Origin of the sequence: Microcystis sp. CS-574, from assembly GCF_028329095.1 — a bacterium.
Lineage (GTDB): Bacteria > Cyanobacteriota > Cyanobacteriia > Cyanobacteriales > Microcystaceae > Microcystis > Microcystis ichthyoblabe_A.
In genome coordinates this window covers 1-12,683 of the sequence record NZ_JAQMSY010000201.1, presented here as the reverse complement: position 1 = coordinate 12,683, position 12,683 = coordinate 1, and the positions used below count along the sequence as shown (strand labels likewise).

Here is a 12,683-nt window from a genome sequence, read left to right as displayed (position 1 = left end):
GAAGTGAAGTGTGGGGTGTGGGGTGTGGGGTGTGGGGTGTGGGGTGTCGGAAGAATAAATAGAAATAATCTCCTATCTCCTGACTCCTGACTCCTATCTCCTATCTCCTTTCCTGAGTATTTGGGATTAAAACTGAAAAAAGTGCATTAATTGGGAGATTTCCTGCGCTTCTAGGGATAAACGCCCTTTAAAATCCACAATATTCTTAAATAATCCCTGTTCTTCTCTGCTTTTTATAATGGCAGCTGCTAAATTATCGCTGATCAGGGGTAGGGTGGTTAACTGCTCGATCGAGGCAGTGTTAGGATTGATTTTAGGGGGTGCGAGGTGACTTTCGGGACTATAATAGGCAAATTCTAGAATCGGTTCCCAAACTTTCAATCTAGCCACAGGAACACTCAAAGCAGCGGCTAGATCTTCAAGACAAAGCAATTCTACCCCCATACCCAACAATTCCACCAACATCCGCGCTTGATGGATGGATATCCCCGGCAATCGCAGCCAATCATCCACACCCGCTTGATTGACATTAATTTTAATGCCCAATTGTGCCGCCATAGCGATCTCATCAAGGGAACGAAAGCGATAATAGGGATCATTGCTAATTTTGGCTTTTAAAGGCTTAAAAGTGCGCCCTAACCAGTTTTGCGGTGTCATTATAGTAGTTGTCGCCGTTTTTCTTCAAATTCGTACTCAGAAATTAATCCTTCTTGCCGGAGGCGCTCTAATTCCCTTAAAGCTACCCCGATCGCCTCTACTTGTTTAGGCTCTAAACTGGGGACAGTGGCAGCAGTGGTGGCAGTGGGAAAATAGTTAGCGAAAAATTGGTTATCTTGGATTAAATACCACACCGCATCGATCGCGCAAGCCACCCGGGGAATCGGAGTTTGCCAGAGGAGAAGATAGATAATTCCCCAGAGAGGTTGACCGAGATAGAATTTATGAATACCGGCGATAGGAAAGGGTAAAGCGAGAATACTACCGATAAAAGCCAGAAAAATCGCTAATTTACGGCTTTTGGGCTTACTTAATAATTTTTCCACCAGAAGCATGACACCTGTTCGAGATTGATTTTAGCCTGATCTGGACTTTCTATCCTAAAATACTCTTTGGTTCTAACATAGGGATACGCGATGACTAGCAGAATCAAGGAAATCTTTCAGACAGGACAACCGGATCAATCCGTCACCGTGCAGGGTTGGGTGAGAACAAAACGAGAATTAAAAGAATTTACTTTCCTGGAAGTTAATGATGGCTCATCCCTAGCCAACTTACAAGTTATCCTCGAACCGACTTTACCCGATTATGAAAATGTACTAAAGACAATTAGTACAGGAACGGCGATCGCTGTTTCGGGAAATTTGGTTCTTTCCCCGGGTAAAGGGCAAAATATCGAGTTAAAAGCGGCCGAAATCACCCTTTATGGTGACTGTCCTGCGGATTATCCCCTACAAAAGAAACGTCATTCCTTTGAATTCCTAAGAACTATTGCCCATCTGCGAGCAAGAACCAACACTCTAGGAGCAGTAATGCGGGTTAGAAACGCTTGCGCTACCGCTATCCACACTTTTTTCCAAGAAAAAGGCTTTATTTGGGTACATACTCCCATTATTACCGCTAACGACTGCGAAGGTGCGGGAGAATTATTTACTGTCACCAGTTTAGATTTAAAAAAACCCGCCAATTTTGCCGAGGATTTCTTTGGTAAACGGGCCTATTTAACCGTCAGTGGACAATTACAAGCGGAAGTAATGGCCATGGCTTTATCTAATGTTTACACTTTTGGCCCGACTTTTCGCGCTGAAAATTCTAATACTTCCCGTCATCTGGCCGAGTTTTGGATGGTGGAACCGGAAATGGCTTTTTGTGATCTGGAAGGGGATCAGGATTTAGCAGAAGCTTTTCTGAAATATATCTTTAAATTCGTCTTAGAAAATTGTCCCGAAGATTTGCAGTTTTTTAACGAACGTATCGATAAAACGGTGTTAAGTACGGCCGAGAATATCGTTAATAGTGAGTTTGGCAGGATTACCTACAGCGAAGCGATCGAGTTATTAGAAAAAGCCGATCGTCAGTTCGAGTTTCCGGTAGAATGGGGCGTAGATTTACAGTCAGAACACGAACGTTATCTAGCGGAGGAACTATTTAAAAAACCCGTGATTGTCACCAATTATCCCAAGACAATCAAAGCTTTTTATATGCGTCTAGATGACAATAATAAAACCGTTTCCGCTATGGATATTTTAGCACCCAAGATCGGCGAAATTATCGGCGGTTCCCAACGGGAAGAACGATTAGATGTATTAATCCAAAGAATGCAGGAACAGGGAATGAATCCCGATGATTTGTGGTGGTATTTAGATCTGCGTCGCTACGGTTCCGTTCCCCACGCCGGTTTTGGTTTAGGATTCGAGCGTCTGGTACAATTCATGACGGGAATGACCAATATTCGCGATGTGATTCCTTTCCCCCGTACCCCTTTAAGTGCCGACTTTTAGAATGATGTCTAGGATCGACGGGAGAAAGGAGGAATGTAGATATTTATTAAATTGTAGCTTAGGCTACAGACTTGGAGTAGAAAATGTTTGTTGTTTCACTGTCCCTCTCTACGTTCTTTGTCCCCTTTCTCCTGTAACAGTTCTTAATGGGTTTGTCTGAGTTTAGCCTGATTGATAATGATAGCGAGCTTGTAAAAAATAAACCTTATTTCCCGTGACTTTATAAACCAAACGATGCTCTAAGTCGATCCGTCGTGACCAAGTATCGGCAGCAATATACTTAAGAGGTTCGGGTTTACCCAATCCTGTAAACGGATCGCCATCCAAAATATCTGCCACTAAGTCTAAAATTTTATCGCCTTTTTTCGGTTCGTTCCGATACCACCACGCTAAATCTGCTTTGAAATCAGGACTAAAAACGGGCAAATAACCATGAATAGGATTGTTTTTAGGTTTATCTGGCTTATTTTCTCTTTTAGGACTCAATTCCTAACTCCTCTTTCAATTCAGCTAATGTTTGAGGAGTTGCATCTTCTGTCTGGGTCCATGCTAAAGAGCGAAATAAGCGTTGGGCATTTTCTGGCGATCGCAATAAATAAACACACTCTAATAAACTGGAAAGCTCATCTTCAGCAATTAAGGCCACATTTTTCTGATTGCGACGCTTAATGACGATAATTTGCGATTCGTCACACACCTGATCTAAGATACTGGCTAAATTCATTCTCGCCTGAGAGTAGGTGGTTTCTTTGCTTAACATGATTTTTAGGGGAGACTTGTACAACCTTATTGTACAATTCCAAGCTCTTGAACTCCCCAAAAACCCCAAAATCTGAAGGGAGAGGAATATAAAGATTTATTAAATTGTAGCTTTTGATACAGTTGTGGGGGGGGAGTGTGTATTGTTCTACTATCCGCCTTTAGTGTTGGGTTGGGTTGTTGCTTCACCTAGCTGCGAGGGGGCGAACACTTATGTACTGAGTAGCGAATGGTGATGAAAAAAGGATTTTTCAGATGGCTACCAATTTTAGCCTTAACTATAGCTTTATCTTCTAACTTCTATCAGAATCACGATGATATTGCTCAAGCCCGTAATTCGAGACGTGTAAGCAATGGTTTTGCTTTCGAGATTCAGAATTGTAATAAAGACAATAATTCTGTAGTTTGTACTTTTATGGTTGCAAACTTAGGGGAAGTCAGAGATTTTCATTTTTCTCCCCAAAACTCTATCATCATTGATTCTACTGGCAAGCAATTGTATGGATCGCGGTGCATTATTGGAGCAATAGGTCCAGGTGATCAAGCATATATGAGAGATATGCCTTCTAGAGTCCCCATTAACGGAAAAATTCTCTTTAAAGGAAATTTGCCCGGAAGAATCGTTTATCTGCGATTAGTAGGTTCTGGTTTCTCAGTTGAATGGAGGTAATATATTACCTCGTTCTCAGGTTCTACCTGAAGATTTTTCCTGTGGCAGCAGCATTAAGTAGGGGCGAACGCAATTCGCCCCTACAGGTTTTTTTCGCCCGCTCGCACTTTAATATAGGAACAGTAGGGTGGGCATTGCCCACCCTACCCATTTTTCCTGAATACTGAACCTTATTATTGATTGAGAGAAACAACAACTATGTACACCACAACTTACAACTTACACAATCTTGAGCTATAATCGGCAATGAGGTCGAATCCGAAAAACGATCAGAAAAAACTGCTGATTGCTGAACTTAGAAAAGCAGCAATCAAACATACCCCAGAAAATATTATCAGAATTACTAAAGATCCTAGCGGGAAAATTGTTTTTCTAGAAACAGGAAAAGGAGGAGAGAGAGGTTCTGGATTACTGCATATTCTAGAAAATCATCGAGAAGATTTCCTCCAGAGAGGTATTGCCGAAGAACAAATTCCCGATTTAATTGTAACAGCTATTAGTGAGGGAAAAATTATTGGCATACAAGGAAAAAGTCGCATAATTTATAAAGTAGAAATCAATAGAATTATTCAGTATGTTTCTCTAGAAATTAGTCATAATGGTTACTTAGTGAGTGCTAATCCAACTCCAACTCGATTAATTAACAAACTTATTCAGGAATGATAGTTATGGCAATCAGAATCAAACTTTGGGCAGATTATGGAAGTTACCCACTTTGGGGAGTAGATGAAATTGATAACATTGCTCCTGAAGAATTACCATTAAGTAAAGAAACTATTCAGCGTTTAAACGCATGGCAGGATACTTACGATAAGACTTTAGATCAAGACTATCCACCTTTATCAGATTTTCCTAATCAGCAAGCTGAAATGGATTTTAAACAAGAAGGAATTAGTTTATGGAAACAGTTATGTCTTGAACTGGCCCCGGATTATGAAGTTTTCTACCAAAATGAAGGTCAATTGTTCAGACATCTTAAGGAAATAACCAAAAAATCTACAGTACAAAAAATAACAGTTTGAGTATCATCACCTTCGGCTCTAGCGCAGCTTCAACCCTTAAGCGCAAACTAAAACCATCCAAACCATCAGAAAAAGAAACCACAAAAGTAGGCTAAATTGCTTCTAAAAATACCATAAATACCCCTTCATTCAATCTTGAGGGGGTTTATTTTTTTCTTCATCAACAATCTGTAAAACACTGCTGTATAAAGGTGCAGCCACCCAAAATCCTGCTTGATCAATCAAAGCGTCTAGTAGGGGTTTCACCTCAGAGATTAACCCTCGATTCTTCGCCTCAACTAAAATGCCCAGAATTCCTGTGTATCGAAGATTAAGTCTAGCAGCAATTCTACGACCACGACGCTCATCAATCAAAACTTGATCTGCTCCCAACTCAAGTGCTAAAGCAATAGCCTCAGCTTCTCCCTTATCTAGTTCATCTGCAAGAGCTTCAATCACTGTGCGGTTAGTTACCGTTCGAGTTTGAATCCAATCTAAGGTTTGGACTTCTATTGAACCTGCTACCAGAAAATCAGGCTCAGTTAATTCTCGATAAACTGCTTCGGGAATAAAAACTATTTGGTAAAGTTGTTGTAGCAGATGAAGTTGATTAATGGCGGCAAGATTGTTGATAGGGGATGTATCACTGACAACAATCACAATCTTCCCATCTCCCGCAAGTTCTTAATATCCTGTTCAAAATCTTCGACATCGTAGTGTACCGGAATTTGACGACTTGCAAGTAGGTGTTGAAAAGCAATACGATTCATTCCTGCAAATCGACTCGCTTGAGCAAGGGTGAGCTTCTCTTTTTGAAAGAGCATGACCGCAATTTCCTGCCTCATCTCAGCTTCAGTCATGCGTGTGGCACTGAGAATTTCATCGGAGATATCAATACTCATGGCTATAACCCTATCTATCCCTTCCTATTGGAATGATATCATAACCCCCTTCATTTAGTCAGTTGAGCAGGTTTATTTTTTGCGTCTCTTCCCCTTACACATTTTACACATTAAGAATCGGTTTTATGCTATTGAGTTACCAAAGCTAATAGAAGAGGCTTTATTATCAGTTGCCAACTAAAACCGTCCCAATCCACCGAAAAAGCAACCACAAAAGTCGGCTAAATTACCTCTAAAAATACCATAAATTCCTCTTCATTCAGTCAGTTTATGGGTTTATTTTTTTGAATTCCTCCCTCAAAAAATTCTCAAGGACACTAGAAAATCACTAAAAACTCTGCTGGAGTAATAATTGGAATCCCTTGATAAGTATTGAGAATTAAAAGATCCTTATCGCCTGTTATGATGTATTGTGCCATTCCAGATACAGCCTCTTCGCCACAACTTCAACCCTGAAGCGTAAACTAAAACCCTCTAAATCCACCGAAAAAGAAACCACAAAAGTAGGGTAAATTGTCTCTAAAAATACCATAAATGCCCCCTTAATTCAGTTAGTTGAGAGTGGGAAACGTCGGAACAGCAGCCAGCCGTCGAGAAATGATGTCAAATCCCGTCATACTTTATCTTTATTTCTGACTGGCTGCCTAGAGAAATCAGAAAGTAAAAGTTGTGCGGATAGTGCCGATAACTAAGGTGGAATTGTTGTTATTTGAGTTAGGGGAAGTAATCACGATTACCCCCGGAGTAAGGGCAATATTATCGGTGAGTTTCCACTCATAAAATCCTTCGATATGAAAGGAAGTATCGGGATCATTAGTGGCACTACCATCATTTAATCGAATACTAGAACTAGATACCCAGGGCTGCATACCAACAATAATACCAGCCGTATTTCCTTCCTTAAATAAATCAGGAAAAGCCAAAGTTATCGCCCAATTCCAGATATCTAAATCCCCGCGTTCTAGTTGTCCATCTAAAGTGCTAAGAGTTCTCGCTTTTGTGTAACCACCCCAACCACCGAGGACAAAACCATCGACAATTCGCCAACTAAATTGTAAACCCAAACTATTATTAATTGTCGGGACAGCCTCCCCGAATAGTTCTTCGGTGAAAAATCGGAAATTCGAGCGCTGGCTTCCCGTTCCCGTATCTAATTGGTTATAACCATGAAGGTAGGATAAAGCAATACCAAAATTCTCGTTAGGAACATAACCCAGCTGCCCTAGGGCAGTATAGGAACCGTTAAATAAACCCGCTCCTGGGTTAGGATCGTTAGCATCCCCGGCAAGATAACCGGCGCTGAATTGCAAAGCCCCATAATTACCCTGTAAACCGAGTCCAGTTTGTCCGGGGGCAAAATAAAGGGGATTGCGGGTACCAAAAGCGGAAAGCGCCCCACTAGCACCATCTCCATCCAAAAAGTTGAGGGTATTGGTAAAGTCATCTTTAGCACCTCCCGTCGCTTCTAACCAGAGGTAGATATTTTCCGTGACGGGGAAACTGTAGTTTAAAACTTCTAGCAGTAAATCGTTGCCGTCCGGTTGGGTAAAGGCTAAGGTACTTTCAAAAGTTCCCGTAGTATCGGCTAAATCGGCAATATTTCCCGTTGCTAGACGGGTATAGAGTAAATCTTTGCCTGTGAAGCTAGTATTTAATTCTAAACGGGCCCGATAACCAAAAGCTGGCACTTGGGGAATCCCTTCACCACCGTTTTTTTCTCCTGTGGCTACCCCATATAATGCCATCACCACTTCCCCGGTTAATTTAGTAGTGGTGGAAAATTGATTATTTTCCAGAAAAGCGACTCGATTTTCTAAGTTATCAACTCTAGCACCCAATGCCGCTAATTCTGTCTCGAATTCCTTGACTAATCGCTTGATTTTGTCTAGATCTTCTTTTAATACCGCTACTCCTTCTTGAATCAATCTTTCTAGGGTATTTAAGCAGGCATTCAACCCGGCGGCAAATTCCCAACGAGTTAAAGCGCGTTCACCGCGAAAAGTGCGGTCAGGATAACCTACTATACAACCATACCTCTCCACGAGACTTCTTAAGGCCTCAAACGCCCAGGCGGTGGGAGAAACATCCCGCAATTGATTGACACTTGTTACCTGTGCCATGGGGTTACTAGAGAGGTTTTCGAGACTATTAGCCAGTACCGGACTAGAAAAACCCAGTAATATCGCTGCTGTTAGGAAATTTTGCTTGATTTTCATTGCTGTCTCCTACACCTACAAGAATGATTATTGTTCTCAGTATAATCAGGTTAGCAAACTTTTTCTAGTCTGGCACTGTTGCAAATATTTTTCAAATGTTACTCTAGATAAAATCTGAATTGTCTAGCATTTATTGGTTCAAATAAATCTTAAATGATAATAAAAGCAATAGGTAAATAATTTTATTGTTCCTAAAAACAAGATAGAGACGCTGCTCACAGCATCTCTAAATGATTATTTTTGGTTCAATTGAGGATAAAAAAGAGGTAACTAGCGCAATTCAGCGTTAAACTCGTTAAAAGAGCGTCTTTTTAACTCTACCGATTCTGATCGAGGCAGAAGCTCAAAAACCTTTCTTAAGACATCATCCACATCTTCATATTTAACATTGCCCAAACCATCATAAACCACTTTACCCTGTTGGTCTAAAACCACCGTTTGGGGAACCCCACCGCGATAATAGTAACCCGGTTCATCGGGACGATAGGAAGACTTTAAGGGGATAGAATCGACAGTAACGGGGATAATACTGGCGGCGCGACCGTAAAACTCTTGAAAACGGGAGACAATCGCCGCAAATCGCTTACAATCACTACTATCATCCAGATAATAGACAATAATAGCCGGAATTTTCCGTTGAAAAGTTTCCGCTAAATTTAAACGCGGTGGTACGAGGGAACCATTACCCGCATAGACCACAAAAATATTACCATCGAGGCGATCGTCATCGATCCCCGCGTAGGCGCTAGGGGTTAGCCAAGGAGACCAACTCGTCAGGGCGATAATAAGAAAGACAAGACAGATCCGAAGACGCAGGCGATAACGAGATTTCATGATCAACAGAGTTAGAATATTAAGACAATTTTTCGGTAAAAAATATTGTGACCTTCGAGCGCGATAATTCCCAAACCACCTCGCGAGTCATTGCCGCTAACTCGCGCTTTGCCAATACTTATTATGCCATTCTAGGACTACATCCGAGTGCCTCGGTGATCGAAGTGCGACGAGCCTATCGGGAACTCAGCAAACGATACCACCCCGATACTACCGAACTCAGCCCCGAAGTGGCAACGGCTAAATTCCAGCGTCTTAACGAAGCTTATGCCACCCTGAGTAATCCCGATCGCCGTTCCCTGTATGATTTACAGATAGGTTACTCGCGCTGGAATGTCATCCAAACTATCCCCGATAGCGATGAACCCATAGCTAATCGTAGCGCCTATCTCGATCCGACCGATCGCCCCCTATCTTCGGGAGAAATTTTTGCTTTGTTTATCTTGGCACTCACCCTGCTCGGCTGCTTGTTACTGGCGGTGATTATTGCTATGCTTCGAGGAGAGAATGCTGTCACTGTAGCCCAATTATTTTTGATTTAGATGCGATGAAGATTCCCACTGCTGATACTCCCCTCTATAATCATCCCTTACCGGCGATCGAAGCATGGCTAGTTAAGTTAGGTTGTCGGAAAAATACCGAGAATGTCCACTGTTGGACTGTGGAAAAACTGACATGGAAAGCGGAAATCTGCCTCGATATCGAAGAAATCACCGTTCGTTACTTTCGGGCAGCCAATGATGGCAGTGACATCAATCGCGCTTTTAAATACTCCCTTAGTCGTCAAGATATCGAATCGGCGGTTTTTTCCGGTCCCTAATCAATAGTCCAACTTTTGACTAAAAAGTGCCAGCGATTGGAGCGATCGGGGGGAGAATTCAGGGACTTTTTCCCTGAAAATTGGCTAATTGACCACCTGAAAATCGGTAAAACCCTACACCCTACACCCTACACCCTACACCCTACCCCGTTAAGACAGCACCGGAGTGGGCAGCAGGGAGAGCTATTCCGAGCATTTGTACTAAATTTCCCGAGACAGGCTGTCAATCCAGTACACTTGTTCAGGTTGAAGTCAAAGCTCCCCCACAACTGGAACCGCTCCCGGCAGTGCAACCGTAGCAATAGGAAGCGGTTTGTACCTCTGCAATTACATCTAAACTACCCGCTTGTAATAAATCCGACAGGGTTAATTTTTGGCCTTGACTGGTGCAAGCAGCCAGAGCCTCCATCTGATTAAAATCGCAGTCATAGATATTACCTAAATAATCAATGGAAAGCTGATGACGACACATCAAATGTTCGACAGTATCGGCATTAAAATGGTCTTCGAGGAATTGAAGATAGGGTTGATAGAGTTGCCGGTGTTCCAGATGGAAACGGGTTCTTCCGACGGGTAAGTTAGTGATAGTAAACAGATTATTAAAAGAAATATTAAAATGTTCTTGCAAGAACTTTTTGTAATCCCGTGTTAGGGATACCTGATCCGGTGTGAGAGAAAAATTCTCTGACTTAGGAATCTGGGGATTATAGACTAAATCCACAATCAAATTCGGCTCTTGAGCGTAACCAAGACGGTTCAACCATTGTAAAGCATTGATCGATCGATCATAGACTCCCAGACCGCGCATTTTATCCACATTATCGGCAAGATAACAGGGTAAAGAAGCCACCACCCGCAGCTGATGACCAGCGCAATATTCAGGAATATCAGTAAATCCTTTCTCAAAATAAATAGTTAAATTCGAGCGCACAATTACCTCTTTTCCCGCTTTTCTAGAGGTTTCCACAATTGGTTTAAAACCGTAGAGCATTTCGGGAGCGCCGCCGGTCAGATCGACGGTTTTAATTTGGGGAAATCTTGCGATCAGTTCGATAATTTGTTCGCATACTTCTGGAGTCATTTCTTCGGTGCGAACTGGACTAGCTTCCACATGACAATGGCTACAAGCAAGGTTACATCTTTTCCCTAAATTAATTTGCAGAACCGAGATTTTTTGCTTAGTTAAAGGAGTTTTTAGTTTCTCAAAAAAAGGAATCATGGGAGAGTAATCACTAATCAGTAATTAGTAAACAGAATCACTAATCAATGATAACTGATAATGGATGAGTTTTTTGTCAATGGGTAACTCAACTCCTAACTCAGATAAACTTGATTTTTCTCTTAGTTGCCAGGGGATAGCTCAGAAAGATTAGCTGATTTTTCTTGCCAATCTTGACCAATTTTAATTGTCACATCAGAAGCGAGATTCCCTGTACTTTCCACCAAAACTTCCCCGACACCAAGGCTATTATGCAGGGCAGCAGCGAGGGAATTATCCCCTTTTTGAGCAATAATTTTGGTAGTTTCTAGAATTGGCGATGAAGACTTAGAGACAAAAACATTTTCATAACCCAATGAGCGCAGATATCTGACTAGAGTTTGCACCGCTTCTGGATTATCGATGCTATCTTCCACAGCGATGCGAGTCGGTTGCGTAGTTTCTTCAGTGTCAGCCATAAAAAAGCCGTGGTTGAAATGTTGAGCCACTAGCTCTTGAATTTTACTTTGATTGGGCAACCAATAACTGATCCCTTGCCGACCATCACCATTAAAGTCTCCTGGTAGGAGTAGCATTTGCACATCAGCTCGCTCAGTTTTGGAGGCAAAACCGGCTAGGGCGAGTAACTCCTCTAAACTGAGATTAGTATCGATACTATTGCGGATAACCTCGATAATATCAGGAATTTTCAATAAAGTTGCTGGTTTTAGGGTTTGTTCCACTAAAGACCGCATTAATTGCTGTTGTCGTTGGATACGACCGATATCGCCTTTAGCATCGTAACGAAAACGGGCAAACTGGAGGAATTTCTCGCCGTTGAGGTGTTGTTCCCCTTTTTTCAGGTCAATGTAGAGGTGTTGACTAAAATCTTGGTACTTCATGTCTTTGGGAACATATACCGTCACCCCCCCTAAAGCATCAATTAATTTTTCCACACCCTGCACATTAATGCGAACATAGCGATCGATAGCGACTCCCTCTAAAAGATGACTAACCGTTTCCGCCGTTAAAGCAGGTCCACCGAGGGCGTTAGCTTCATTGATTTTTTTCTCCCCGTAACCCTCGATATCGGTGCGGGTATCCCGGGGGATGGAAAGCATGGTTAACTTCTGTCTTTGGGGGTCAAAACGCAGTAACAGCATGGTATCGGTTAAACCCTCCAAGGAATTAACCGGGGCATGATAACCCAAATCTGGGGTTTCTGCCTCCTTGACATCGGATGTCAACACTTTCGCGCCGACTACCAGAATATTAACGGGGCGGTTGAGGGCGGGAAGTTGCAGATTTTCATAGGATATGGCCTGCTGATTGTTAAAAGCGGCGGCTTCTTGAGGACTAAGAGCAGCTTGTCGCAAAGGTGTGGAGGAGAGAGACACAGCCAACATAGCGCCGGCCGTAGCGGAAACTAGGGCGCAGCCAGTTAAGCCTAGGGCTGTCAGGAACCATTTACTGGACAATCGCCGCTTTTTAACAGTTTTAGCTGCTAATTTGCCTGATTTTCTACTTTTAGCCCTTGATTTTGTCTTGTTAACCACAAATTGCCTCACACAATCACTAAATATCTCCCTAAAACCATATTTTAAAGGGATGAACTATTTTTTTTCTCAGATACCCGGAAAAGATTATTAAACTAATTGGGTTTTCTAAAGAGTTAGCAGATAATATAGCAGAATTTTTCCTTATCGTTGTTCTGCATGGCAATTTTGTCGAAATATCTAGGGTTTGCTGGTGGGGAAGTGGGGTGTGGGGAAGTGGGGTGGGGGG

Annotated in this window: 16 protein-coding genes and 1 pseudogene; 6 read left to right on the top strand and 11 right to left on the bottom strand. The window is 42.2% G+C overall.

Annotated features, from left to right (window positions below; translation table 11 throughout):
• Window positions 1–126: 126 nt before the first annotated feature.
• Window positions 127–657, bottom strand: coding sequence for a ComEA family DNA-binding protein (locus tag PN470_RS16170; protein WP_002777831.1), 531 nt, complete (start codon window positions 655–657; stop codon window positions 127–129).
• Window positions 657–1,052 carry an NINE protein gene (locus tag PN470_RS16165; protein WP_271936763.1) on the bottom strand — a complete coding sequence of 132 codons (396 nt, stop codon included), beginning with the start codon at window positions 1,050–1,052 and terminating at the stop codon, window positions 657–659. Before PN470_RS16165 ends, PN470_RS16170 begins: the two co-directional genes overlap by 1 nt.
• Before the next feature lie 81 nt (window positions 1,053–1,133).
• Between PN470_RS16165 and asnS the strand changes: the two genes are divergently transcribed.
• Window positions 1,134–2,498 carry an asparagine--tRNA ligase gene (asnS, locus tag PN470_RS16160; RefSeq protein WP_016515164.1) on the top strand — a complete coding sequence of 455 codons (1,365 nt, stop codon included), beginning with the start codon at window positions 1,134–1,136 and terminating at the stop codon, window positions 2,496–2,498.
• Window positions 2,499–2,660: 162 nt separating this feature from the next.
• On the opposite strand, the gene PN470_RS16155 is transcribed toward asnS, so the two are convergent.
• Entirely contained in the window at window positions 2,661–2,984 is a 324-nt protein-coding gene (locus PN470_RS16155; RefSeq protein ID WP_002771556.1) for a Txe/YoeB family addiction module toxin, read from the bottom strand.
• The gene (locus PN470_RS16150) at window positions 2,974–3,258 is read right to left on the bottom strand and encodes a type II toxin-antitoxin system Phd/YefM family antitoxin (protein WP_012264090.1); all 285 of its coding nucleotides are present in this window, start codon (window positions 3,256–3,258) and stop codon (window positions 2,974–2,976) included. Before PN470_RS16150 ends, PN470_RS16155 begins: the two co-directional genes overlap by 11 nt.
• A gap of 228 nt (window positions 3,259–3,486) precedes the next feature.
• Here PN470_RS16150 and PN470_RS16145 point away from each other — a divergent pair, with 228 nt between their 5' ends.
• The 3 genes from PN470_RS16145 to PN470_RS16135 all read left to right on the top strand — a co-directional run bounded on the left by PN470_RS16145 (window position 3,487) and on the right by PN470_RS16135 (window position 4,949).
• Window positions 3,487–3,927, top strand: coding sequence for a hypothetical protein (locus tag PN470_RS16145; RefSeq protein WP_334310446.1), 441 nt, complete (start codon window positions 3,487–3,489; stop codon window positions 3,925–3,927).
• 246 nt (window positions 3,928–4,173) lie between these two features.
• Window positions 4,174–4,590 (top strand): hypothetical protein, encoded by a 417-nt coding sequence (locus PN470_RS16140; RefSeq protein ID WP_272104799.1) that lies wholly within the window; start codon window positions 4,174–4,176, stop codon window positions 4,588–4,590.
• A 5-nt stretch (window positions 4,591–4,595) separates the two neighbouring features.
• Window positions 4,596–4,949 carry a hypothetical protein gene (locus tag PN470_RS16135; protein WP_002735772.1) on the top strand — a complete coding sequence of 118 codons (354 nt, stop codon included), beginning with the start codon at window positions 4,596–4,598 and terminating at the stop codon, window positions 4,947–4,949.
• A gap of 129 nt (window positions 4,950–5,078) precedes the next feature.
• Here the strand turns inward: PN470_RS16135 and PN470_RS16125 are convergent, their stop codons facing one another.
• The 5 genes and pseudogenes from PN470_RS16125 to PN470_RS16110 form a co-directional block, all read right to left on the bottom strand.
• A complete protein-coding gene (locus PN470_RS16125) occupies window positions 5,079–5,588 on the bottom strand; it encodes a DUF3368 domain-containing protein (RefSeq protein ID WP_149977514.1) in 510 nt (169 codons plus the stop codon).
• Window positions 5,585–5,830, bottom strand: a complete 246-nt coding sequence (locus PN470_RS16120; protein ID WP_002748168.1) for a UPF0175 family protein — start codon at window positions 5,828–5,830, stop codon at window positions 5,585–5,587. The genes PN470_RS16125 and PN470_RS16120 overlap by 4 nt, the downstream gene beginning before the upstream one ends.
• 317 nt (window positions 5,831–6,147) lie before the next feature.
• Window positions 6,148–6,267 (bottom strand): annotated as a pseudogene (locus PN470_RS22205) (putative toxin-antitoxin system toxin component, PIN family); the annotation flags it as partial.
• Window positions 6,268–6,483: 216 nt separating this feature from the next.
• Window positions 6,484–8,046, bottom strand: coding sequence for an iron uptake porin (locus tag PN470_RS16115; RefSeq protein ID WP_272104798.1), 1,563 nt, complete (start codon window positions 8,044–8,046; stop codon window positions 6,484–6,486).
• A 270-nt stretch (window positions 8,047–8,316) separates the two neighbouring features.
• Window positions 8,317–8,880: a thylakoid membrane photosystem I accumulation factor gene (locus PN470_RS16110; RefSeq protein ID WP_272104797.1), complete on the bottom strand. Its 564-nt coding sequence runs from the start codon at window positions 8,878–8,880 to the stop codon at window positions 8,317–8,319.
• 47 nt (window positions 8,881–8,927) lie between these two features.
• Here PN470_RS16110 and PN470_RS16105 point away from each other — a divergent pair, with 47 nt between their 5' ends.
• Together PN470_RS16105 and PN470_RS16100 are read left to right on the top strand one after the other, a co-directional pair.
• Complete coding sequence (locus tag PN470_RS16105; RefSeq protein ID WP_061430346.1) at window positions 8,928–9,422, top strand: J domain-containing protein; 495 nt, start codon at window positions 8,928–8,930, stop codon at window positions 9,420–9,422.
• 5 nt (window positions 9,423–9,427) lie between these two features.
• Complete coding sequence (locus tag PN470_RS16100; protein ID WP_002737741.1) at window positions 9,428–9,700, top strand: DUF3143 domain-containing protein; 273 nt, start codon at window positions 9,428–9,430, stop codon at window positions 9,698–9,700.
• A 241-nt stretch (window positions 9,701–9,941) separates the two neighbouring features.
• Here PN470_RS16100 and arsS read toward each other — a convergent pair whose 3' ends face one another.
• On the bottom strand, window positions 9,942–10,919 hold the full coding sequence (gene arsS, locus PN470_RS16095) for an arsenosugar biosynthesis radical SAM (seleno)protein ArsS (RefSeq protein WP_271936752.1): 978 nt from the start codon (window positions 10,917–10,919) through the stop codon (window positions 9,942–9,944).
• Between the two features lie 122 nt (window positions 10,920–11,041).
• A complete protein-coding gene (locus PN470_RS16090; RefSeq protein ID WP_272104796.1) occupies window positions 11,042–12,454 on the bottom strand; it encodes an LCP family protein in 1,413 nt (470 codons plus the stop codon).
• Between the last annotated feature and the right edge of the window lie 229 nt (window positions 12,455–12,683).